Annotated in this window: 19 protein-coding genes; 8 read left to right on the plus strand and 11 right to left on the minus strand. The window is 38.4% G+C overall.

Translation table 11 applies throughout. The annotated features are described in order from the left end of the window. Window positions 1-23 precede the first annotated feature (23 nt). Complete coding sequence (locus FHY47_RS15615; RefSeq protein ID WP_139892683.1) at window positions 24-776, plus strand: DUF975 family protein; 753 nt, start codon at window positions 24-26, stop codon at window positions 774-776. A 104-nt stretch (window positions 777-880) separates the two neighbouring features. Here the strand turns inward: FHY47_RS15615 and brnQ are convergent, their stop codons facing one another. Beyond that, window positions 881-2,233 carry a branched-chain amino acid transport system II carrier protein gene (gene brnQ, locus FHY47_RS15620; RefSeq protein WP_373925501.1) on the minus strand — a complete coding sequence of 451 codons (1,353 nt, stop codon included), beginning with the start codon at window positions 2,231-2,233 and terminating at the stop codon, window positions 881-883. A 383-nt stretch (window positions 2,234-2,616) separates the two neighbouring features. After that, a complete protein-coding gene (locus tag FHY47_RS15625; protein WP_066108055.1) occupies window positions 2,617-3,309 on the minus strand; it encodes a GntR family transcriptional regulator in 693 nt (230 codons plus the stop codon). A 937-nt stretch (window positions 3,310-4,246) separates the two neighbouring features. Between FHY47_RS15625 and FHY47_RS15630 the strand changes: the two genes are divergently transcribed. Next, on the plus strand, window positions 4,247-8,653 hold the full coding sequence (locus tag FHY47_RS15630; protein ID WP_187393500.1) for a S8 family peptidase: 4,407 nt from the start codon (window positions 4,247-4,249) through the stop codon (window positions 8,651-8,653). 143 nt (window positions 8,654-8,796) lie between these two features. On the opposite strand, the gene FHY47_RS15635 is transcribed toward FHY47_RS15630, so the two are convergent. Together FHY47_RS15635 and FHY47_RS15640 are read right to left on the minus strand one after the other, a co-directional pair. After that, entirely contained in the window at window positions 8,797-9,306 is a 510-nt protein-coding gene (locus FHY47_RS15635) for a GNAT family N-acetyltransferase (protein WP_066108060.1), read from the minus strand. Window positions 9,307-9,556: 250 nt separating this feature from the next. Beyond that, on the minus strand, window positions 9,557-10,252 hold the full coding sequence (locus FHY47_RS15640) for a CPBP family intramembrane glutamic endopeptidase (protein WP_066108063.1): 696 nt from the start codon (window positions 10,250-10,252) through the stop codon (window positions 9,557-9,559). A gap of 87 nt (window positions 10,253-10,339) precedes the next feature. Here FHY47_RS15640 and FHY47_RS15645 point away from each other — a divergent pair, with 87 nt between their 5' ends. Both FHY47_RS15645 and FHY47_RS15650 read left to right on the plus strand, forming a co-directional pair. Beyond that, window positions 10,340-11,080: a MerR family transcriptional regulator gene (locus tag FHY47_RS15645; RefSeq protein ID WP_066108066.1), complete on the plus strand. Its 741-nt coding sequence runs from the start codon at window positions 10,340-10,342 to the stop codon at window positions 11,078-11,080. Window positions 11,081-11,349: 269 nt separating this feature from the next. Then, window positions 11,350-12,534 (plus strand): M20 metallopeptidase family protein, encoded by a 1,185-nt coding sequence (locus FHY47_RS15650; protein ID WP_139892687.1) that lies wholly within the window; start codon window positions 11,350-11,352, stop codon window positions 12,532-12,534. Window positions 12,535-12,614: 80 nt separating this feature from the next. On the opposite strand, the gene FHY47_RS15655 is transcribed toward FHY47_RS15650, so the two are convergent. The 3 genes from FHY47_RS15655 to FHY47_RS15665 all read right to left on the minus strand — a co-directional run bounded on the left by FHY47_RS15655 (window position 12,615) and on the right by FHY47_RS15665 (window position 16,142). After that, a complete protein-coding gene (locus FHY47_RS15655) occupies window positions 12,615-13,367 on the minus strand; it encodes an SAM-dependent methyltransferase (protein ID WP_139892688.1) in 753 nt (250 codons plus the stop codon). 220 nt (window positions 13,368-13,587) lie between these two features. Continuing rightward, complete coding sequence (locus tag FHY47_RS15660) at window positions 13,588-14,697, minus strand: NAD(P)/FAD-dependent oxidoreductase (RefSeq protein WP_148631083.1); 1,110 nt, start codon at window positions 14,695-14,697, stop codon at window positions 13,588-13,590. A gap of 338 nt (window positions 14,698-15,035) precedes the next feature. Continuing rightward, window positions 15,036-16,142 (minus strand): NADH-dependent flavin oxidoreductase, encoded by a 1,107-nt coding sequence (locus FHY47_RS15665; RefSeq protein WP_066108078.1) that lies wholly within the window; start codon window positions 16,140-16,142, stop codon window positions 15,036-15,038. 469 nt (window positions 16,143-16,611) lie between these two features. On the opposite strand from FHY47_RS15665, the gene FHY47_RS15670 reads away from it, so the two are divergent. Next, on the plus strand, window positions 16,612-17,544 hold the full coding sequence (locus FHY47_RS15670) for an aldo/keto reductase (RefSeq protein ID WP_139892690.1): 933 nt from the start codon (window positions 16,612-16,614) through the stop codon (window positions 17,542-17,544). A gap of 6 nt (window positions 17,545-17,550) precedes the next feature. Beyond that, the gene (locus tag FHY47_RS15675) at window positions 17,551-18,063 is read left to right on the plus strand and encodes a GNAT family N-acetyltransferase (RefSeq protein WP_139892691.1); all 513 of its coding nucleotides are present in this window, start codon (window positions 17,551-17,553) and stop codon (window positions 18,061-18,063) included. 54 nt (window positions 18,064-18,117) lie between these two features. Here the strand turns inward: FHY47_RS15675 and FHY47_RS15680 are convergent, their stop codons facing one another. From FHY47_RS15680 to FHY47_RS15690, 3 genes are all read right to left on the minus strand, one after another. Next, on the minus strand, window positions 18,118-19,752 hold the full coding sequence (locus tag FHY47_RS15680; RefSeq protein ID WP_066108084.1) for a SulP family inorganic anion transporter: 1,635 nt from the start codon (window positions 19,750-19,752) through the stop codon (window positions 18,118-18,120). An 874-nt stretch (window positions 19,753-20,626) separates the two neighbouring features. Continuing rightward, window positions 20,627-21,754 carry a PQQ-dependent sugar dehydrogenase gene (locus tag FHY47_RS15685; protein WP_139892692.1) on the minus strand — a complete coding sequence of 376 codons (1,128 nt, stop codon included), beginning with the start codon at window positions 21,752-21,754 and terminating at the stop codon, window positions 20,627-20,629. Window positions 21,755-21,818: 64 nt separating this feature from the next. Next, the gene (locus FHY47_RS15690) at window positions 21,819-22,253 is read right to left on the minus strand and encodes a helix-hairpin-helix domain-containing protein (protein WP_139063870.1); all 435 of its coding nucleotides are present in this window, start codon (window positions 22,251-22,253) and stop codon (window positions 21,819-21,821) included. Between the two features lie 154 nt (window positions 22,254-22,407). Here FHY47_RS15690 and FHY47_RS15695 point away from each other — a divergent pair, with 154 nt between their 5' ends. Then, a complete protein-coding gene (locus tag FHY47_RS15695) occupies window positions 22,408-22,998 on the plus strand; it encodes an undecaprenyl-diphosphatase (protein ID WP_066108088.1) in 591 nt (196 codons plus the stop codon). 244 nt (window positions 22,999-23,242) lie between these two features. Next, complete coding sequence (locus tag FHY47_RS15700) at window positions 23,243-23,800, plus strand: isochorismatase family protein (RefSeq protein ID WP_066108091.1); 558 nt, start codon at window positions 23,243-23,245, stop codon at window positions 23,798-23,800. Between the two features lie 51 nt (window positions 23,801-23,851). On the opposite strand, the gene FHY47_RS15705 is transcribed toward FHY47_RS15700, so the two are convergent. Continuing rightward, window positions 23,852-24,781, minus strand: a complete 930-nt coding sequence (locus tag FHY47_RS15705) for an EamA family transporter (protein ID WP_066108095.1) — start codon at window positions 24,779-24,781, stop codon at window positions 23,852-23,854.

Consider the following 24,781-nt stretch of genomic DNA (forward strand, 5'->3'; position numbering starts at 1 on the left):
AGGAAGAAGGAAAGAGTTGTAAAATGAATATCAAACTGATTAAAAACACAGCCAAACAAAAATTAACTGGCTACTGGGGAATTGCGATAGGAGTTTTTTTCATAACTCTCCTTGTTAGCAGAGTTGCTGAATCATTTCTTTTTATTCTTGCATTTTTCTTTATATCAAGCCCATTGGCTGTAGGATATCAATGGTTCCACTTAGCTATAAAGAGGCAGCAAAATCCTTCTATTGAAACACTATTTGATGGTTTTAAATTGAACTATTTCAGGAATGCCTTAACAAACTTTTTAATCTTTTTATTTACCTTACTCTGGTCAGTTTTATTAATTATACCCGGCATCATTAAAGCGTTAGCCTATTCTATGACTTTATTTATCTTGCGTGACCGTTCCGATTTAACCGCTCTTCAAGCGATTACAGAAAGCCGACGAATCATGAATGGTAAAAAGAAAGATTTATTTGTACTATACCTATCTTTTTTACCATGGTTTATTATCCCTATCGTATTAATTTTTATCGGAATCGTATCTATTGCTATTGGTGCTGATACTGTAAATGATGGAGTATATTTAAGCGGCATGGCAAGCCTGATTATCGGGTATATCACAATCTTTGGTATTGCTATATACCTTGCACCTTTTATAACTACTTCATTAGCTGTCTTCTATGATGATTATGTAAAGCCATCAGAAGGATCTCTTATACAGAATCCACTGCCTTCTACTCATAATTCTGCTGCCGATCATATCGACCTTGCTAAGCGTGTAGAATAAAAGATAATCCCAGCTCCATCATAGAGCCGGGATTATTTTCTTTATTGGTAAAAAAGTAAATTATAAAAGCCAGCGGTGTCTCACGCTGGCTTTACATGTACTAACTAGTCTTTCTGCATATCTGGAACTTCATTCATTATGGGAGCAGACTGTCTCATCATACCAATCGGATAACCAATAATAGCGCCCAATATGGCTGGTGCAATCCATCCTAATCCCACGGAGTAAAGCGGTAAATAAGCAAATAAATTATTGATTGCTTCTATTTGCAGACCCGCTGCATTAAAACCATCAAACAAACTAACAATAAAGGTTAATGCCAAACTGCAAATATATACTTCTGAAAAACCTTTAAATACATTGTGCATGAATGTAAGGAAAATCAAGCATATAGCCAAAGGATAAATAGCTGTCAGGACAGGTACTGAAATAGCCACTAAGTCGGCAAGTCCCACATTGGCAACTAATGCACTGAATACCGATAAAACAATAGCATATGTTTTATAGGACCATCTCGGAGCCAATGTATTAAAGTAGGCCGCACAAGCCGTCACAAGACCGATACTAGTCGTTAAACACGCTGCAATAACAGCAAGTCCTAAAATTAATCTTCCATAAGAACCAAAATAATAATGAGATGCTGCTGCTAATATCGCACCCCCATTATCAAATGCACCAATCTCTTCCACACCGGTAGCACCTAAATATGCTAGCCCTGCATAGATTACCGCAAGTAAACCGGCTGCAATGAAAGCAGATTTCATAACACTTGTCATCATTTCTTTTTTGCCATGAATCCCTGTTGAACGAACTGCATTAATAATGATAATTCCAAATACGAAGGATGCCAATGTATCCATTGTTAGGTAACCTTCCTGGAAACCCTTAAAGAATGCGTTTTCTGTATATTGTTCAGCCGGAGCTGTCAGGCTTCCCATTGGATTAAACAAAGCTGCTAGAATCAATAAAGCGATAAAAAATAATAATATTGGTGTTAACATTTTACCAACTATATCTATAATTTTTCCTGGTTTTAATGCAAAGAAACAAGTAATAGCAAAAAAGATTACAGTGAAAAGCGCCATTGCTACTGTGCTATTCATATCACCGATTAAAGGTTTAACACCAATTTCATATGAAACCGTTCCTGTCCTCGGCATCGCAAATAAAGGCCCGATTGCCAAGTAAAGAACTGTAGTAAATATAATAGCAAACATTGGGTGTACACGTTTAGCCATCGTATATAAATCGCTTTGGCCAGAATACCCAATTGCCAATACTCCTAACAGAGGCAATCCCACCCCAGTTATGATGAAGCCAAATGTAGCTTCCCAAACATTTGACCCTGACATTTGTCCCATTAATACTGGGAATATTAGATTTCCAGCCCCAAAAAATAAGGCAAAGAGCATAAAGCCAATCGCTAGTGTTGTAGATTTACTCTTCATATTACCCAATTAAAACCCTCCGTTTCTATCTGGTTGAACATTTTAAATTTTCTAATAATTCTAACATCTTTTAATATAACATTACCCATTTTAACACATTTGTCAAGATTATTCAGACATTTCGCCCTATTTCTCAACTTTCCCACTTTTCTTCTAACATTCACCGTTTTTCCTATATCGGTGATTATAGTAACTGTCCTCTATATTTGCAAGGGTATTAGAGAAACTAAAGTAACGGTAAATTTTATCAATCTATTATATTTAAAGGGGGGAAAACGTACATACATCCAATTTAAGTTTATATTACCCTTTTAAACAGTAAAAACCCTTATTCCATGAATAAGGGCTGATCGAATAATCCAATATACCATTGATGATAAGGACATATGAGATTATTCTACAAAGTATTCAGCATATTGGCTATCCGGTTCCAGCAAACTATTCCAATATTTCTCTGGTCCTAATATATGGTGACTAACAGCCTCATCTATTTGATCAACTTTTTTATTTTCAATAATATCAATAATGTTTTTATGTTGTTTAATAATATCTGTATAATCATATTCGATTTCAGATAGCAATCGGATTCGATTATAATGTGTACTTAACCGATTTATTGCATCCCAGATATGATCTTTTTCCTGATCTTTATAAAATAGGGAGTGAAATTCCTGATCCAATTCATGAAAAGTTCTTTCCATTCCTTTTTTTCCTATAAAATTTTCTTGTAAACTGATAACTTTCTTTAACTCTAATAATGTTTCATCAGAAATAGATTCGCAGGCTAACTTAAGAACCTCTTTTTCTAGTACAGAGCGCATAAAGGCCGCCTCTTTAACCAATTTATAATCAATTTTTGATATGTATGAACCGACCTGCGGCCATACTTCAACCAAATGTTCCTCTTTTAATTTTCCGATTACCTCCCTGATTGGAGTACGAGAAATCCTTAATTCATTAGCCAGCTCAATTTCACTGATTGCTTGTCCTGGTTTTAATTCTAGAGACATAATGCCATTCTTAATAATTCTGTACGAATAATGTTTATTATTTTCTCCAGGTAATTTGGGTGTCACTGTTAACATCATGATTTCTCCCTTATATAAAGCGTATAAATATTCTCTACCAACATCAGCATGTAGCCAGTATACATGTTTTATTTAATTATCATCAAATTTCATTAATTTTTCAAGCAATTCAAAACAAAAAAGCTGAAGGGCCTTGGTCAGGAGCGAGGAGCATAAGACAAAGGCACGTAGGGGATGTACTTCCCCCCGCAGTGGCTTTGCTTATGTCCCGAGCTCCTAGGCCCTGAAGCTAGATTGAATAAAAAGCTGAAACGACTGCATCAAGGAACAAAGACTAAATACGCCACATCGTGTGGCAACGTCTTTGTGACCAACATCCTGTTGGCCTCCGACAAGCATAAGACAAAAGCACATAAACCATATTCTACATCAGTTATGTCAGTATCCTCTAAATATCCTGCTATAGTTCGACATCTTCCAACAATAAACATAGCCTATTTCTTTATCTAAATAAATTAAAACTACCGATTCTGAATATTTTTCTGGGATAAAGGTGAGAGTTGGATTCACCTTATTTCATATAAGTAACAAAATATCCCACCTTAATCCCCAGTCTTTTTTTGAATAAGACAAAGAAAGACTAGTAATTAAATAGCTTAATAAGTCAGATGGCTTATTTTTATTATAATAGTATATTAAAATTCTTCCTCCCTCCTTTTTCATACAACTATCTCCATATGAAATCAGGTATAAGTATATTCTTTTCTAATCATTTCCTAATTAGAATGACACCTACAGCTGTAGCCAAACTACATCCAATGATTCATTTTCAATTTCCATAGTATACTTGCGACATTTAGTGACAGCATTTGTTTACTTCAATTCGTTATGGTAGAAATATCAGCAGGATTACATAATTCGATATTACTTAACAGGGAGGTGAAAAAATACTTGGCATATTGGCAATTTAATAATCTAGTATAGGGAGGAATACTTGTTGAAAACAAAGAGAAAAAAACTGTCGTCACTCATTCTAACATCTATGCTCATTCCATCATTGCTCTTAACTACAGGATTTACGTCTTCACCATCTTCTACTGCTTCCTCAGAATCCATCCATAGTTCAGCAAAATCTACGATTATACAGAATAGCAGTAACAAAATCTCCAAAGATCTTCAAAATGAGTTTAAGGAAGAAGAAAAAGTCACCTTCTTAATTAAACTTAAAGAGCAGGTCGACACTGCCAAGGTAGCAAAAGAAGCTACTGCTACTGCAAAAAAACAAAAGCTTTCATCAGCCAAGACGACCTTGACAAAACGATCTTCCATCGTTACAAATCTGCGCGCAACTGCTGAAGAAACTCAGCATGAGCTAAAAAACTATTTAGAGAAACAAGAAAAAGCCGGTAAGGTTAAAGATATTCAATCCTTCTACATCGTTAATGGTATGGCTGTTACGGCTACAAAAGAAGTCATGGAACAAATTGCCGCATTTCCTGAAGTAGAAAAACTTTTACCGAATGAAAAAGTACACCTTGTAGAACCTGTTAAACAATCCAAAGCTGAGAAACCACTAATCGAGTCCAATATTAAGGAGAAACCTTCTAAAACAGAGACAAAGGCAGAAGTCTCCTCGATTGAATGGAATATCGAAAAAATCAGCGCACCTCAAACATGGGCAATGGGAATTGATGGAGCTGGAACAGTCGTTGCCAGCATAGATACTGGTGTGCAATGGGATCACCCTACCCTAAAGACAAAATACCGTGGGTACAACCCTGCTAATCCAGACAACCCGACCCATGAGTTCAGCTGGTTTGATGCTACTTCTACAAACCGCCCTGCAGCATTTGATGATAATGGTCACGGTACACATACAATTGGAACAATGGTCGGATCAGATTCAAACGGTACTAACCAAATCGGCGTAGCACCCGGCGCTAAATTCATAGCGGTTAAAGCTCTCTCTGCATCAGGTGGAGGCTCGAGTGCTGATTTGTTAGAAGCAGGTGAATGGGTATTAGCTCCTAAAGATGCTAATGGAACTCCACATCCTGAATACGCACCAGATGTCGTAAACAACTCATGGGGTGGCGGACCAGGATTGGACGAATGGTTCCGTCCAATGGTTCAAGCATGGAAAAATGCGGATATCTTCCCTGAATTTTCAGCAGGAAATGACGGAGGAGGAGCAGGAACTATAGCAGCTCCATCCAATTATCCTGAATCTTACGCAACTGCCGCAACAGATATCAATAATGCTTTGGCAAGCTTTTCTTCAAGGGGACCTTCTCCATATGAAGGAGTCATGAAACCAAATATAGCTGCACCAGGTGTAAATATTCGCTCAGCTATACCTGGAAACGATTATGCTTCCTATAATGGAACATCAATGGCCGGGCCTCATGTGGCCGCAGTAGTTGCCCTGCTTAGACAAGCTGATTCGAGCTTAACTGTCGATCAAATGGAAGAGATTATGGACTTAACAGCAACACCATTAACTGACAGCGCTTATCCAGAGTCACCTAACTATGGATATGGTCACGGTTTGGTAAATGCTTTTGATGCTGTCTCTTCAGTTGTTAGTGGTTTAGGAAAAATTAAAGGAACTGTCTCCAAGGAAGGTGATGATACTCATGCACCTGAAATTGAAACAGAGCCTGTGACTACTTCTTATAAAGAAATGGACCTTCCTCTTAGCGCAACCGCTACGGACGATGTATCCGTAACATCTGTCGTTTTGAAATATAAAAAAGCAGATGGCAGCTGGACTGAAGTCGCTGCGGAACGTGTAAGCGGAAATTATAAATCCGGTGAATACGAAGCAACCATACCTGGTGCTGATTTAACCGGTGATTCAACAGAATACCAATTTATCGCATATGACTTTGGAGGCAATTCAAAAGAAACAGCTGTTTATCCAGTAGAATTACTTCCGGGTATTACAGTTGGCTATGAAACAGATTTTGAACAAAACCCAATCGGATGGACATCTTACGGTACAAATAATTCATGGGAATGGGGAGTACCAACAACAGGCCCTGGCGCTGCATTCTCTGGTGAAAAGGTATATGCAACAAATCTGACAGGAAACTATGCAAACAGCTCTAATATGAGCCTGGAAATGCCACCAATTGATCTTCCTGAAGGAGCCAGCTACTTACAGTTCAAACAATGGTTTGATTTAGAAAGAAACTATGACTTTGGGCATGTATTTATTTCTACTGATGGTACCAACTGGACACAGGCAGCTCGTTTCAACCAAACATCCGATGGTTGGATTGATGGCGAAGTTGACTTAAGCGAATATGCAGGACAACGCATCTACATTTCCTTCAATGTTACAACTGATGGGTCTGTCCAGAAAGCTGGATGGTATTTGGATGATGTCAAATTATCGGCAACTCCTATCCAACCTTCGTCAAAAGCTAAACATGGTGTGAAGAAAGATACAAAAGCTACTGATACTAAAATCAAAGATACAAAAGCTAAAGACCCTAAAGACGACAAAAAAGCAGCAAAAGAAAAAGTAGACGCAGCAAAAATCAAACCAATATCTGAAAAAGATAGTTCAAAAAATGAAAAACCTAGCAATGAAAGCCCGGGACCACTGCTTTTACCAATTCAAGCAGAGGTAACCGTTCTTGAAACTGGCCGTTCTGTTTACACCAACCCACAGGATGGAACCTATGAATTAACGCACGCAACAGGTGATTACACTGTTCAAGCAGAAACATATGGATTCCAATCTCAAACACAAGCAGTACGTGTTGAAGATGGTGGAGTTGCTACCGCAAACTTTACACTACAGGAAATTCCTAAAGGTACTGTCAGCGGTACAATTACAAATAAAGTAACAGGAAATCCTGTTGCAGGCGCCACAGTTTACCTTGTGGAAGATGCTGCCATTACGCCTGTGACTACAAATGAAGATGGCGAGTATTCCCTTACTGCATACGAGGGTACCTACACACTAAAATTTGTTGCACCATCCTACTACAGTTCCGAAACAACTGTAACCATTGAAGCAGGCGAACCAGTCGTTAAAAATGTTGAGTTACGTCCATTCATTGGCTATGCAGGTGAGATTAAGTATGATGATGGAACAGCTGAAAATGCCAGATCCTTCAATGCGGCAGGCAATAGCTGGGCTGTTAAAATGTCATTAAAAGAAGGGGAAGATCAAGCTCTAGTAACTGGTGCACTCCTTCGCTTCTGGGATATGGAATGGCCAGTCCCAGGCGGTACTGAATTCCAAGTATCCGTTTATGATGCCAGTGGTGCAAACGGCGGTCCTGGTACTAAATTGGCAGGTCCTTTCAACGAGACAGCTTTACGTGACGGCACTTGGACACATGTTGACCTTGCCGAACACGGCATCATGGTAGAAGGAGACTTCTTCATTGTCTATACACAAACAAAAGCAAATCCTAATTCACCTGGCTTGGCAACTGATGAGGACGGTCCAAATGCTAAACGCAGCTGGCAAGGTGTAAGCGGTGCATGGTCTCAATCACCAGAGGCTGAAGGAAACTACATGATCCGTGCGACCGTCAACTATGAATTACAAGTACCATCCATCACTTCTCCTAAAGATGGAGCATTTACGAATAAAAAATCTGTGACAGTTGAGGGTAAATCTTCTCCTGAAACAACCATTGATTTATTCAATGATGGAGAACAAACTGCTACTACGGAAACGAATGCAAGTGGCGACTTCTCAGTTGCAGTCGAGTTGAAAAATGGTGCAAATACACTGACTGCTAAAGCAAAAACTGATGTCGGTTCAACAGACCCATCTGAACCAGTTACGATTACACTTGATCAGGATAAACCTGAACTGACTATTACTTCACCGACAGATGGTTCTAAAACAAATAAAGAAACCGTTACAGTTACAGGAACAATTGCTGATGCCAATCTGGATTGGGTTAAAGTAAATGGTCAAACTGCAACTGTAAGCGACGGGAAATTCAGCAAGCGTATCCTTCTTGATGAAGGTATAAATGAGATTACTGTTCAAGCTAAGGATAAAGCAGGCAACAGCATTAAAAAGATCATCACAATTGATGCCAATTATACGGCACCTGAACTTTCCAACATACTTCCTGCTGAGGACAAAGTATTGGAAAGCGGCGATTCTGTCAAAATCGAATTTGATAGTGAACCTGGGCTAGACGCTACCTTCTCAATCCTTGCTCCAGTCACAAACCTTGGCGTCTCAAATGCACTTGAGCTTCCAATGCGTGAGACATCGGAAGGACACTATGTCGGCTACTATACTGCCACTAAAAATATCAAAGCAAACGGGGCAGCCGTTCAAGTAACCGCAGAAGATGACTATGGCAATAAAACGATTGAAAGAGCGGAAGGATTATTATATATTAACGCTCCGCAGTAAACGATTAAAGCACAAGTGCCGATGCACTTGTGCTTTTCTTTTTTGAGCAGTTCTAAAATAGTTTATGCTTAAACTGATGATTAAGATATAAAACACAATCTTATTTTTCATATACATTCTTCCCTTTTCATCAAAAATTACAGTTATATCTTACGAACATATCTTAATGAGATATAGTTTTCTTCCTTGGTATTTCCGTATCCTCTTTGTTCATTATTGAAAATGAATCCTCTTGCTTCATAGAAAGGAATTCCTTTTTGATTTCCCTTTGCTACAGATACCCATTGCTCAGTTGCATGAAATTCCTCTTTTTGTTGTTTTGTAAGAACATCTAATAACCTTGTCCCAATTCCTTCATTACGTCTATTGGGGTTAAGATATAAGACAAAGACCTCCCCAGAAGTCTTATCGATCATACCGCCTCCAATTGCCCCAATGACTTTGTTCTCCTCAACAGCAACAAAATAGCCACCCCATTCTACCCCAGTTTCACTTACTTCCTTCAGAATTCTTTCATGATTATAAAACTCTTTTATAACTCTCTTAATATATTCTTCAGATCGTAATTCGTTATAAGTTGCCCAGTACCCATCACTGCATACTTTCGCAATCCCCTCAACATGACTTGCATTCGCTTTTAAAATATTAACCACTTTCCACACCTCCAATTTCCCCTGTTCCGAAGATTCCCTCTACAAATTCGAGCTTTTACTACCATTTATAATTCAACATAAAAAGGTATTAATCCTTTTTGAATTAATACCTTTCATCTCACCTGTTGATATATCCCTATGAATCTAAATTAATTGTTCAATATCGCCTCAAATGGCCATTACTTAATAGTATCAGCTTTGGAAACCTGGATAATTACACGGTATCTTTCAACTCTCGGGAGCAACCTCCTTAACTGAAGCTTGTCAGCAGAACCATAATCCCATTAGTCAAACCGTGAATGATAACCGCTGGCCAAATTGAATTAGTTCGTTCATATGCCAGCGCAAAAATGATACCACTGAAGAAATTTACTGGCATCACATTATAGGTCGGAATATGTACGATCGTAAAAATGATTGAACTAAGTAAAATGGCTCCAACAAATCCTATCCGTGTACGCAGCCAGCGATATAAAAATCCTCGATAAAAGATTTCTTCATATATTGGAGATATAATAGCTGCGGAGATAAAAGCAATTAAAAAGGTGAATAAAGTTACATTTTGCTGTAAAGCCTCTGTTTTGTTATTCTCCCACGAATTACCTATAAGACTAGTAAACAAGATTATAATCACCGAACCAACTAATAAAATAGTTGAATACAGAATAATAAGCTTCCAAACTTTCACATTAAATGATTTTATCCCTACCTCGTTCCAAGATAATTTTTTCGGATTAAGAGCAATATAATAAACACCTGAAATTAAAATAATGGCTATTATTAGTCCAATTAATGTCCCTGAATATAAATCATTCTCGAGCCAATTGGTAATAATTGGTTTAAATATCAATTTCACAAAACCAATTACAAACACAAATTCCAAAAGGATTAATAATATGAATTCCTTTAGCCCCCAATCATCTTGTTCTTTCCAGTTCATTTTCATCCGATAGCCCTCTCCCTATATATGGTATAATCCAACTATATTAGATGACGTTACGTCACCTGCAAGTTTTTTTCAGGAGGAAATGAAATGAAACAATGGACGACAGGAGAGGTAGCTAAGCAGCGAAATATATCCGTTCGCACCCTGCGTTATTATGATCAGATTAATTTGCTTACCCCTAGTTATAAAGCAGATAACGGGAGGAGATCTTATTCAGAAGATGATTTATTCAAACTTGAAAAAATCATTATTCTCAAATCCCTTTCACTTCCGTTAGAAACTATTCGCGATATATTAGACAGTCTATCCTTCCAACAAATTCTCATCTCACACTACAATTATCTACAAGATCAACTCACGAATATTCAAACAAGCATTTCTAATACTACATCATTAATTAATATGAGCGAGCTGCAAGAATCCTTATCATGGGAAGATGTTTTAAAACTGGTTCAAAATTCACAAAATAACTCAAAAAAATGGATTGATTACTTCCATCAGGATGAAAAGCTACTTTTACAGAAATCCATACCAAATCTAAGCAGCAATGATAAAACAACGCAACAGTATATGTTCTTACTAAAACAAATTGAGTATTGTATTCAAAACAAAGTTAAACCCGAATCTGAAATAGGAGCCCAAATTGCTTCTGATTTAATTAAACTATCAAATGATACATTTCAAGGGAATGAGGAATTAATGAATCAGTTTTGGGAAATCAGAAAAAAACCCGCAGAAGAAACAGGCTTATACCCAATTCCTAATCATGTACTAGAATTTGCAGAACGATGCATTGCTTATTTAACAGATTTAGAGACTAGCCATTAGATTTGTCTCCCTCGCTTGTTTATTCAAGGCTTAGAGTAAACTCTATTTGCTATGCTGATAATTAATCTAGGTTATTTTCCGCACTTTTTACTTTTACTATTTAAAGTTAATCAAATCTAGAGACTCCTTAGGTCTCTATTTATTTTCTTAACCCCATTTACTAAATTTATGAACTTTATTCCAATTTATATTGAAGAACGTTAATATAAACTGCCTGCAATGCACAAAATACAAAGAAGCAAACTATGAAGGCTATGCAGGAGGTATATATGAATCAATTCTTAGAAAATGCACGGGCTATGAAAGATGAGTTAATCAAATATAGAAGAGAAATTCATCAAAATCCTGAAGTAGGCGACCACCTTCCTCAAACCACGAAATACGTAATGGAGAAGTTAAAGGAATTTGGCTATGAACCAAAAGAAATCTGTGAAAGTGGGATTGTAGCACTGGCAGGGAAACCTGATGCAAAAAAAACATTTCTTTTGCGGGCCGATATGGATGCTCTTCCGATTAAAGAGCAGACAGATTACCCGTTTAAATCAACAAATGGAAATATGCACGCCTGTGGTCATGATATGCACACAACTATGCTACTAGGAGCTGCCAAATTATTAAAACAATATGAGAACGAACTGGAAGGATCCGTTAAGCTCGTATTCCAGCCAAATGAAGAAGGCTTCAAAGGCGCCAAATTAATGTTGAAGTCGGGCGTTTTGGAGAATCCAAAAGTGGATGCAGCAATGGCCTTACATGTACATTCCGGTACACCAACTAATACGGTATTATATGGGCTTGGAACCGCAATCGCAGGTTGTACAATCTTCAGAATTACTGTTAAAGGTGTCGGGTGTCACGGAGCCATGCCTGAAACCGGCGTTGATCCAATTAATATTGCAGCGCATATCTATACCTCCATCCATGAAATCATAGCAAGAGAAATCTCAGCAACCGAATCGGTGGTTATCACGATTGGAAAGTTTCAGGCAGGAAGTACCCATAATGTAATCCCTGACCAAGCCATATTAGAAGGTACGATTCGTTACTTAAATGCGGATTTAGGAGATTTTATTTACAAAAGGATGGAGAAAATAGTAACATCAACAGCTGAAATGTTTAGAGGTGAAGCTAAAATAGAGATTGTTGCATCTGTTCCGCCCTTAACGAATGATAAAGACTTGGCCAATCAATTGTCCTCTTATGTGAGTGATGTAGTCGGTAAACAATCTGTCATCTCTTTTGAAGGCGGAGGCATGGGTTCTGAAGATTTCGCTTCGTACTGTTATGAAGTACCTACCGTTTATTTTTTGCTGGGAGCCGGCACAAAAGAAGAGGACCCTCATTATGGACTTCCCATGCACCATCCACAGGTAGTTTTTAATGAAGATATCCTACCAACCGGTGCCGCCATGCATGCTTATACGGCAATGATGTGGTTAAAAGCGCATCAATAGAGAACGCAGTAAGAGTGTGGCAAAGTTCTTTAAACGATGCCACACTCTTTTAAATCTATTATATTTTATAATATTTAAATTTACTTTTTAAATATAGCTGTTAAAAAACCTTCCTCAGCAAATACACCATCCATTGAATCTGTTTGTCTCATGTTTCTTATTTCAATTTCCTTCAGATCCTTAAAGATGCCTCTTAATTTTTGCTCTGTAAACCCCAAACCTCCCTTTAGGCTCCAAAATCTATACACATCCCAATCAGTTATATCTGATCCGCCATACTTCCCATTTTCAAGAAAACACGTAATGCCAAATAAACCATCTGTTTTTAGCGCTCTTTTAACTAAATTATTATAGGTACCCCTCCGATGAGGTGCTATATGATGAAAGCATCCTGAATCAAACACAATATCATAGCTTCCTTCATCAATAGCTAAATCAAATATATTTTTATGTATAAAGTTAATTGTTAATCCACTCTCTTTGGCCCGCTCTCTTCCCCATTTCAAACTTTCTTCAGATGAATCTACGGCATCAACATGACAACCTTGTTCAGCAAAAAAGACTGCATTTCTCCCGGGACCACATCCCAACTCTAATACTTTACTCCCTGGAACAAACAAGCCCTTATCGAAATACTCTACCAAGTTTTCATCAGGCTGATTAGAAAAAAAAGGTACATTCTGATCACGATTCAAATAAAATTGATCCCAGTCAAATCTGGTTTTTTCTTTTAATAATTGGTCCATCATCTTCAGCAAATCTTCATGGCTATAAATAGTTTCCACTACTTTTTCCTGCCTCTCTAAATTTATCAACCAATCACATATTACCATTTTATAACAATCGAGCATATTAGACTACATTACTATTAGCAGTCATTTGGAATGATAAATACATTTGCACGTAAAAGCCAGGGAGTATAGCATCCTTTTAATGAACGTACAATTCGTCTATATAAAAATGCCAGCTTCAGAAAGTGATGGTTCACCTGGGAGTCGAATAATTTTCTATTTTGAGTATGACAAAGGGTCCATGATAAACATGGACCCTTTGTTAAGCAAGAGCACCATCTGGATTATAGGCGGATATATCGATATCCGTTTCTTGCCCGACTATTAACTTTGAGAGCTGTGACGCGATAAATGGACCCATCGTCAGACCTGATGCCCCTAGGCCATTTATGACATAAAGATTAGAGTGATGCGGCATGCGGCCGAATACGGGAAGGAATCCAGGAGTAAAAGGCCTGAAGCCGACCCTTGTTTCGGTCAAAGCTGCATTCGCAAGACCGGGAGCAAGCTTAGTTGCTTTAGTTAGTACTTCCAGTACACCGCCTGCCGTTACCCCGGTATTCATCTCTTCATCGTTTTCGTGCGTAGCACCAGCTATTATCCTTCCATCTGGAAAAGCAAGCAGGTATTGATCGTTAGGCGGAATAATTACCGGCCAATCATGTGTGTCAATATTGTGCAGCTGTAAATGACAAATCTGCGCTTTCTGAAAGCTGACTTGCATCTGATATCCTAAGGGTTCTAATAATTGACCTGCCCAAGCCCCAGCAGTAACTACGACCTGGTCAGGCATCCATTCTTCATTGCCAGCTGTCACAACGATTCGTTCTGCTTTCATAGAAAGCTGTGCTTCGGCTGATACGAATCGTGCATTGTATTTCCTAGCTGCCCTTTGCAAGGCATTTCGTAAAGCCCGTCCATCAACGCGCGCAGCACCGCTGATATGTACCGCTCCATATCCTTCAGTAAGCATAGGAAATAACCGTTTTGCTTCGTTTTCGTTAAGAAAGCTTATCTTGCCCATCTCCGGTGCATCCGTTTTTCGCATTTCAGCACGTTGAAGCATCGCATCCAGTTTTTTCGGATCCTCATGCAGACTCAATGCACCTACACGGGCATAACCTGTTTCAGTTTCTCCATCTTGACGAAGTTCTTCAATTATTTCTGGATAATAGCGAGCACCACCTTTGGCCAGCTGGTACCAATCTTTATTTCGACGCTGGGAGAGCCATGGACAAACAATCCCTGCTGCAGCATCTGTCGCTTGTCCTTTATCAAAACGATCGATCACAGTTACCTGTAAGCCCGCCTTGGCAAGCTTATATGCGGTAACCGAACCTGCTATACCTGATCCAATTATTGTTATATGCATATATACCGAACATCCTTTTCTTCATTTAACTACAATATACCATAGCACAATCGGCCTTTTCTCAGTTTTATGAGTGAATGGGACGCAGTAAAAGTGACCTGAACATTCTCAAGACGGACCACATTGATGAGGATAGACTTACTTTGAATTTGAGAAGTGACAGGTTAGTTGCAGCTCACTCAATCAATAAAATAAATCATGAATTAGCAGAAAAAAAGCCTACAAAAAACCTCTCATATGAGAGGTTTTTAAAAGCAATCCTTCTATCTGTTTATACTCAAAATCTCTTTATGGCATAAGTACCAATGCTGAATTTTCCCTTTATTGGCTATCTCCTGCTATTCTTTTGTCGGAACCCAGCCTTTTGTCTGCAGGATGATGTTCCAAAGCGGATCCGGAAGGCCGTGATGATCTTCACGGGCAGGATCAATTAGGCGGATGATTTCGTCTTCGCGTCCTTCTTTGAGCTTTGTAACGAATTCCGGGTCGATTAACAATTCACGTCCCATGGCAATCAATGGTACTCCCGTATCTTTGGCTGCAGCCACGTCTTCGGCAGAGTACAAGGATCCAACGCCGATAAGAGGCATTCTATTATTGATGCGTTCCTGGATCAAATCAATGCGTTTGGCGCTCGCATCCGCACCGCGGCGAGCTGTGGAATGGAAGTCCATTAAAGAAACATGCAGGTAATCTAATGGCTTTTCCACTAGAGCATCAATCAGCTCAAGTGTTTCTTTCATCGTTAATCCAGGAGTTTCCGGTTCCTCAGGAGAGAAACGATAACCAACTATAAAGTCTTTGGAGCCGTGTTTATCAACAGCACTTCTGACTGAGTCGATGACAGCCAAGGGGAAACGCAAGCGCTCGCCCCATTCATCTTCACGGCGATTGGAAAATGGAGAGTAGAATTGTTGGATAATATACCCATTTGCACCATGAATTTCGACGCCATCAAAACCAGCTTCGATAGCACGTCGAGTTGCTTCGCCGAAATCAGCAACGATTTGCTGTACTTCTGCAGTTTCCAGTGCACGTGGTGTAGCTGCACCTTCTTTTTCTACAGCGCTTGGAGCAACTACATCCCCATTGGGTACAAGATCTGCTCCTGATTCCCGTCCACCGTGGTGAAGTTGGATGATTGCTTTAGCTCCTTCGCCTTTTATTGTATCTGCTAACTTCTTCAGACCTGCTATATATGTATCGCGTACAATGGATGGCTGTCCTGGGAACGCCTTTCCGTTATCGGATACATTTGTTGCAGCAGTGATGACTAAGCCGATATCCTTAGAACGCTGCGCGATATATGGAAGCTCCTGATCGGAAATCGTACCATCAGGATTAGAAGAGTAATGTGTCATTGGAGCGAGTATGAATCGGTTTTTCAGCGTAACGCCATTTGGCAGTGTAAAGCTTTCAAAAAGAGAAGCGTATTTTTCATTCATGAACTATTCCTCCTTTGTATGACCTTTATTCTAGTGAGTTACAAAAAGGGTAGCAAACATAACGCTCATTCGTAAGCAGGTTATGATTTGTAACAAGTAAACATGGAAGAAGCTAATCATTGGTTTGCTGGGTTCAGCAGTTAATGATTTCGGTTCGGATTATGAATTCGTCCAAATTTATTGCTTTTATATTGATTCAAATTCCCCCTCGAAAATTTAGTTACTTATTCGTAATAAATTTAATATCTTTTTCATCTAAATGATATTGATAATCGTTATCATTTGAATTATACTAATGGTAGAACACATCATAAAAGCCATAGAACATAAATCCCCCCCCTCTTGCATAAAGGCCCTAAGATTATCTCTTAGGGCCTTTAGCTATTTATCTATTTCTAAACCCTATCATTTCCATATACTTCCTCACCTTTGCTATGATTGAATCATTACATGTTAAGGGGGTTTTTTTATGAATAACAAAATTCAGCTAGGTAAAACAGACTTACTTGTAAATCCGATAGGTCTTGGAACTAATGCAGTTGGAGGCCACAATATCTACCCAAATCTCGATGAGGAAACAGGACGGGAAATCGTACGGACTGCCATCGATTATGGCGTGAATTTTATTGATACTGCCTATATTTATGGCCCGGAACGGTCAGAAGAATTAATTGGAGAAATTGTTAAAGAAAAAGGCAATCGTGAAAACCTTGTTATAGCTACAAAGGGGGCTCATAAATTCATTGAAAATGATGTTGTAGTTGATAACTCCCCTGCATTCCTTATTAAAACTGTGGAAGAAAGTCTAATGCGTTTACGTACAGATTATATAGATCTCTTCTACATTCATTTCCCAGATCAGGATACACCAAAGGACGAGGCAGTCGGCGCCTTAAAGAAACTAAAAGATGCCGGAAAAATCCGTGCGATCGGGGTATCCAATTTTTCATTGGAGCAATTAAAAGAAGCCAATAAAGATGGATACGTGGATGTAATCCAATCTGAGTACAATCTATTTAAAAGAGATGCTGAAAAAGAGCTTCTCCCCTATACCGCCCAACACAAAATTTCCTTTGTCCCATACTTCCCGCTGGCTTCTGGTCTTTTAACCGGAAAATTCACAAAGCATTCTACTTTTAATGATGGACGTTCCCGTAATCCATTATTTCAGGCAGAACTTTTTAAGCAAAACCTAGAAAAAGTAGAACAACTGCGAAAGATTTCGAAAGCTAAAGACGTTGAAATCGCTCATCTTGTCCTGGCATGGTACTTGGCGCAGGATTCAATTGATGTTGTTATCCCTGGCGCAAAACAGCCGGAACAAGTCGTTGATAATCTTAAAACACTGGAAGTTATGTTATCCCGTGAAGAAATCCAACAAATCAGTTCAATCTTTGAATAAGAAATTATGATACAAATGGTAAAGTGGAATCGAACAGATGATTTGCTTAAGCCAATCGTTTCTCTGTATCAACAAATATGGAATATTAATACCGACTGTACAGAACGATTCATGCGGCACATGGACTACGCTGGTTTCAGAGGATTTGTATGCCTGGATGAAGAGGAAATGCCTGTTGGATTTGCCTATGGTTATGCTTCTCTATCAGGCCAATATTATCGCGAACTATTGACAAGCCATTTGAAACCTGACTTATCCAATGAATGGCTGGCAAATTGTTTTGAGTTCGTTGAATTATGTGTTCATCCATCCGTGCGCCAAAAAGGAATCGGATCACTATTACATGATTCCCTAATGAAAGACATACCTTTTGATACAACTATATTAACAACCCAACAATCCAATCTGGCTGCACGGAATCTATATGTTAGAAAAGGATGGATTGTCATTGATGATTCCTTCTTCCCTAATGAAAAGACAAAAGAACGGTATCTAATATTAGGTAAAAAGCTATCTTAGCTTGCATCAAAAAAAGGAGAGTAGCCTACTCGGCACTCTCCTTCCATCTTTATATTAACCTTGTATTTGATTAATTTTTGCAAGCGCCTGGTCAGTACTCCAGAATATATTGTCTTCTCCAACAACATCCAGAATACCACCTCTTTCAAATCTGCTAAGAACTCTCCGCTGTACTCCGCTAAAGATGATTTTTACACCTTCTTGTTTCTTTAATTCACAGAATTCCACCATAGCTTGTACTCCTGAACCGTCAATGGAGGATACTCCACGCATAGAAAGGATCATAACTCCTTGATTAATGTCTTCAAGGCGCTCAGTCAAAGAGCTCACCGTTGCAAAGAATATAGGACCGGTGAGATAAACTACCCGAATATCTTCGTATGTCTGATTTGATTTTATCCCTTTTCCTTCCAATTTTTCGATATCAACTTTACTGACATTCATTTCTACGTCGGCACTGTTAATAACAAACAATATGGCTGAAAGGACAATTCCTGCAACAATGGCAACCGTTAAATCAAACACAACAGTAGCTAGCAATGTTAGCAAAAATTTAAAGATAGCGCCTTTGAATTTGTGAGAAAAGATATAATGAATACTTTCCCATTCATTCATCCGCCATGCCGTCACAATCAAAATACCTGCTAATGCAGACATCGGTATACTCGACATAATTGGGCTGAGGAGAAACATTGACAAAAGCAAACCAATCGCATGGAAAATCCCCGTCAATCTTGTTACCATACCAGCTTTAATCGCTACACTCGTACGGGCAATCGCAGCAGTAGCCGGAACACCGCCAAAGAATGGGATAATCATGTTCCCAATTCCCTGTGCAACTAGTTCCCGATCCCCATTCATTTTTTCTCCAACCATGCGACCGGCAGATGCTCCGCATAATAAACTTTCAATCATTCCTAATGCCGCAATACTGATTGCCGGCCATATCAAGGCTTCTATTTTAGCGAGGGATAAATCACTAAATACCAGTCGATTTTCCGGAAAAAATGTTTTCGGTATATCTCCCACGACCGCAACCGGTAATTTTAAAACGGTATTAATAATTAAAACAATCAGTAAGGCTGCTAAGGATGACGGGATTATGGCGTTCCATTTTTTTGGCCATACAATCATCGTGACAACTGTTATAATACCAATTAATAATGTAGCAAAATCAGGATTAAAACCATTCTCTATATAAGACATGATTTGGGCAATTGGATTCTCTCCGCTCGATTCGACTCCAAAAAAGTTATCTACTTGTCCCATCGCTATAATGATAGCAATTCCTGATGTAAACCCCGTTATAACTGGCATCGGTATGATAGAAACGACACGGCCAAATTTCAGTAGACCGGCAATCACCAGTAGGATACCCGCCAGCAAACAGGCAATAAATACTCCATCAAGTCCATACTGGGCAACAACAGCAATCAATATAGCAGACATCGCTCCCGTTGGTCCTGATATTTGATAGGACGCGCCTGATAGCATACTGATAATTAATCCTGCAAGAATCGCTGTAATTAATCCAGCAGCCGCATCCGCCCCACTGCTCACCCCGAACGCTAGAGATAAAGGAAGTGCAACAGCGGTTACTGTAATACCAGCCATAATATCTTTGCGTAGCTTTTCAGAATTATAGCCGGCAAATTCATTATGCAAATCGTGAATATATTGTTTAAGCATGCTGATTCTTCTCTCCATAATAATATGATAATAATCGCAACCTTATTATTATACTGACCTCAGATAATGAATTCTATTAACAATCAATTCCAAATTCACCTAGTATAAAAGAAAATGGTATATATCGAATATTAACGTATATTTATTCCCCAAAAATTTAGAGAATACTATATCGTAACTTCTATACAGCACTCCATTTAGGATATATAAATAAATCCAAAAGTTTACAAAATAACCTATAATTAAACTGTAAAATATTGTAGAAATAATTTTTAATCCCATTAGAAAGAGTGAGTTACTCTGTATAAAAAAGTCTTCAAATGGCAAATTGGCCATCGTTTCTTCTGGAGTTTATTATCAATTGGATTTATCTGGATATATTTAAACTTAGGTTCACTGTTCTATGTTAAAAGTGAATTTTCTTCATCGAACAAAGTGCTGAAACAGCTGGATTCTATGAATCAACATGTCCTCGTACTCTATCAGTCTTTAATTGACCAAGAGACCGGACAGCGTGGGATGCATCTCAACTCCCTCTCCATCTCTCCTTTTTATCTATTTTAATGCAAAAAACACTTCATTTTTAGAATGATTTCTTAAATATGAAGTGCTAATCTTAAATCTTGGTTCTCCGATTCTCGGATATCCCAAATACTGTTTAACATGCTAGTCCCCCTATCTAAAAAAGCCCAAACTAAAAAGCATTTCTATCCTCTTCTACTAAAAAGATAGAAATGCTTAAAAAACGTTCCCTAAAACTTAGGTTTACTACTTTTCACACCTCCCTATCTCCACGTAGGTGTTGTAGTGTTAAAAAAGAATGGTAGGTCTCCTGACTTAGGATCTTCACTTTTTCCATATTCGTATAGATTAGTCAAATACCCGTTTTAGGAATCAACCTGATGATGCGGTCATCCTTGTCTGATGGATTCCCCCTGCCATCCCTATTATTCGTCATCATATATAAGGTTCCATCCGGCGCTTCGATGATATTCCTGATGCGCCCATACTGATCTTTAAAGAGCGATTCTATGCTTTTCACCTGTTTTCCGGATTCATCAAGCTCTACCTTAAGAACCTGCACGCCACGCAGATTGGCAATCAGCAATTGGTTTTTCCATTCACCCTTCGAGACAAATGTCATTCCCGACGGGGCCCATGTTTCAGTTGCGCTATGAGCAATCGGCGTTTCCATTCCCTCTTTTGCTTCATCCCCCTGAATTATTGGCCATCCATAGTTTTTCCCTGCTTCAATCAAATTAATTTCGTCATGTGCTGATTGACCATGTTCCGAACTGAATAAATCTCCTGTAACAGGATGCCAGGCAAGTCCCTGCGGATTGCGATGCCCGTAGCTATAGACAGGCGACCCCTCAATTGGATTATCATCCGGAATGGAACCATCAAGATGGATTCTAAAAATTTTACCGCCCATACTTGTCTTATCCTGGGCTAAGTCAGGTTCATACCGATCTCCTGCTGTAATATAAAGCATCCCGTCTGGTCCAATCTTAATTCTCCCACCATTATGATTTGTATCTCCAACAATTCCATCAAGGATCACTTTATCAATCCTTGCTTGATTGTCACCTACTACAAGACGAAGAATACGATTTTTGATTTCACCATTATCTTCATAGGAGTGATACGTATACATAAAATGATTCGTTTGGAAATCAGGATCCAGTGCCAGTCCAAGTAATCCTCCCTCCCCTTCACTGATAAAAGGCGCTGGCAAAGACAGGAGAGGTTCTTCCCTTACTTTCCCATTACGGATTTCTCTTATTTGGCCAGGCCGTTCCGTAAAAAATATTCGTCCATCATCGGCTATAACCATTTCCCATGGTACATTGAGACCTTCAGCAACGACTTCTATCTCATATGGCTGCTTTTCATCTGTCTCAGTCTGTTTAACAACCGTGTCATTTTTCTCTTCCTTTGAACAACCAAGCAGAGCCATCATAATCAAAAAGGGGGGTAACAAGCGAAATATTTTTTTCATATTGGCCTCCTATTTATATGGGCTTTTTCAATGATTCTTCTAAAGAGGGCATACAAGGGGATTACTACTTCTCAGGGCGAGTAGGAGGATATCCCTGAGTATTTCGATATGCCTTCCGCTCGTCCGTAAAATCAGACCATACTAACACACAATTCAATTCATTGGCATGATAAACAATACAGCGGATTTGATCTTCCACACATGGATCGACACGGCATCCAACCAATTCTTCATAGCGGTCGAATAATTCTGCAGGATTTTCATTTCTAACGTCGTTTACAGAATAGAATCCCAGTACTTGTACCATCATTTTAGATGCACCCAACCCGATTGAAGGGATTTCCTGAAAGTCTAACAGACCTTTTAACTCCTTAGCCCGATCTGTAGAACAATTCAGTATGATTTTTAATTCTTCTGTTGTTTTCGTTGGTATTTGGTCTATTCGAACCTTGTTTTTACGAAGATTACTCCGTTCCGTCCCCGATAATGGCAGTTTCATTTTTAGCCTCCTCTTATTCTTAGTTTTGTTAAATTTTATCATAATCCTTTCATACAGCTAAACGATATCGTCTAGAATACAAATACTATATAGAATCTCTTGAAATATTTAAGTAAATTATCCATAATAGAATAACTTGGGAGGAAATGAAAAAATGACTAATTCTGAAGCAAATATCACATTATTTCGTGCAGTCAATGACATTGGTAAAGAGTATCCGGACATCAATCCACTTTTTATTTTTTTTGCTGAATATACAGTATACTGCTTAATACTGGTTCTGTTGTTTTACTGGCTAACTCGTAATACTAGAAATAAATTAATGGTTGTCAGTGCTGTTATTGCTTTTTTTATCGCCGAAGTAACGGGCAAGTTAATTGGTATGATTTATTCACATCATCAGCCATTTGCCGTTTGGTCCGATGTAAACAAGTTAATTGAAAAAGAGGTTGGAAATTCTTTTCCGAGTGATCATACGATTGTATTCTTCTCAGTTTGTATAACCATTGCCCTCTTTCGTAAACGATTCTGGTATTTATGGACAACACTTGCACTCCTTCTTTCTATTTCCCGAATCTATGTAGGAGTCCATTACCCCGTTGATATTTTAGTAGGTGCACTTCTTGGAATAGGTGCGGCTTTGCTCGTTCACAAAATTATTCCTAAACAAAAATGGATTAGACAATCCATCGCTCTATACGAAAAGGGCGAAAGCTATCTGTTTAACCGAAATAAAAGTATTTAATCAACGTTCATTACAGCAATACAGCCGCCGACTAGATCGGTGGCTTTTTTATTTTTGCGTATCTTTTTAAAAGAAGCTATGTTAAGGTTTAATTGTCTGAAAATTACATTTATTAATTTTTAGGCATTATATTATCAAGGAGGTTAATTATATGAATATGGGACTATATCACAACTCAAAAAAAACCAAGGGGAATACAGCTAAATAAAAGAGCGCTTCCCCAAATTAGAAAGGGGAAAATCAGTTGAATCAACTATTATTAATTATTGATGCACAACAGGAACTAATAGATGGGAATCAAGACATGAGGGCTGTTTTTAAAAAAGAACAGCTTATTCAAAATATTAATTTAGTAATTAAAAAGGCAAAAGAGGCAAATGCCACGATAGTTTGTGTAAGAGATCTTGATATAGCCGGAGGTAAAGGGAAAGGATTTCAAGTTCATGATGAAATTCATCTACCTGTGGAAACAAAATTCTTTGACAAAGCAGCAACGAATTCCTTTCACGGAACTGGACTATTAAATTATTTAAAATCTAATGAAATTAATCATATTGTTATAATGGGCTGCGAAACACAGCATTGTATTGATAGTGCAGTCAGAACCGCTACTATTAATGGCTTCGATGTCACTTTAGTTGGTGATGGACATTCCACAATCGGCAATGACATTTTAAGCCCGGAACAAATCATAAACCATCATAATAAAACACTTCATGGCCATTACAATATAGAACATTTTTCTATTGTAAGAAACGCGGAAGATCATTTATTTCATCCCAGCCATGATTCGTACCGATAAACAGCAACAGGATCCCAATTCTTAAACAAATTGGGATCCTGTTTGTTTTACTCAATGATTATCACTGGATTTCTTCCCTGCCGGTTTATCAAAAAGGGCTAAAATGAAGACGGTACTGATAATACAGATTGTACCAAGCCACTCGGCTATTCCAAACGTAACATGCAGCCAAAGTATGGATACAACCGCTGCAGCAACTGGTTCCACAGATGCCAGCACACTTACCTCTGTAGCTCGAATATATTTCATACTTTCCAAATAGCATATAAACGGAACAATCGTACCAAATATAATCACAAAAATAACAGCAAGTATTGCATAAAAGCTCCAATCTCCCTGAAACTCCCATGGAGGATTATAAAATGAAAAGCAAATTCCTCCTATTAGCATTGCCCAGCCTAAAACGAGAGTTGAACCCCATTTAGGAAGCAGCTTACGCGGAAGCAAAGTATAAAATGCCAGAGCGAATGCCGAACCAATTCCCCACATCAAAGCACTAACCGAAATGGATAAACTATGCATATTTCCTTTAGTTGCAATCAAAAATGTCCCTAATATGGCCAAACCTACAACAAGGATTTCTTTATTTGTAGGCAACCTTTTTGAAATTAAGGCAAAATAACAGGTAATGATAACGGGTGTTAAGTACTGTAAAACGGTGGCTGTAGCCGCATTGGAATAATTGATAGCCATAAAAAATGTGTATTGCACAGCCAATAAACCTAAAATGCTGAACAATAAAAGACTTATTGCGTCTTTCCTGTCCTTCCAAATAGCACCTATCCTACTCTTTACTTTTAAAGAGGCTAGAATCAAGAGAACCACCCCAGATACAAGCAAGCGAATACCCACAACCCATTCCGGGGTAAATCCGGCATAATGAAATAAATACTGCGCTACTGTTCCGCATACTCCCCATAATATACCGGCAGTTAATACCAGTAAAATTCCTTTAACTCTTGTATTTTTCAATAAAATCAT

The sequence above is a fragment of the Bacillus sp. E214 genome, assembly GCF_008087365.1.
Classification (GTDB): domain Bacteria; phylum Bacillota; class Bacilli; order Bacillales; family Pradoshiaceae; genus Pradoshia.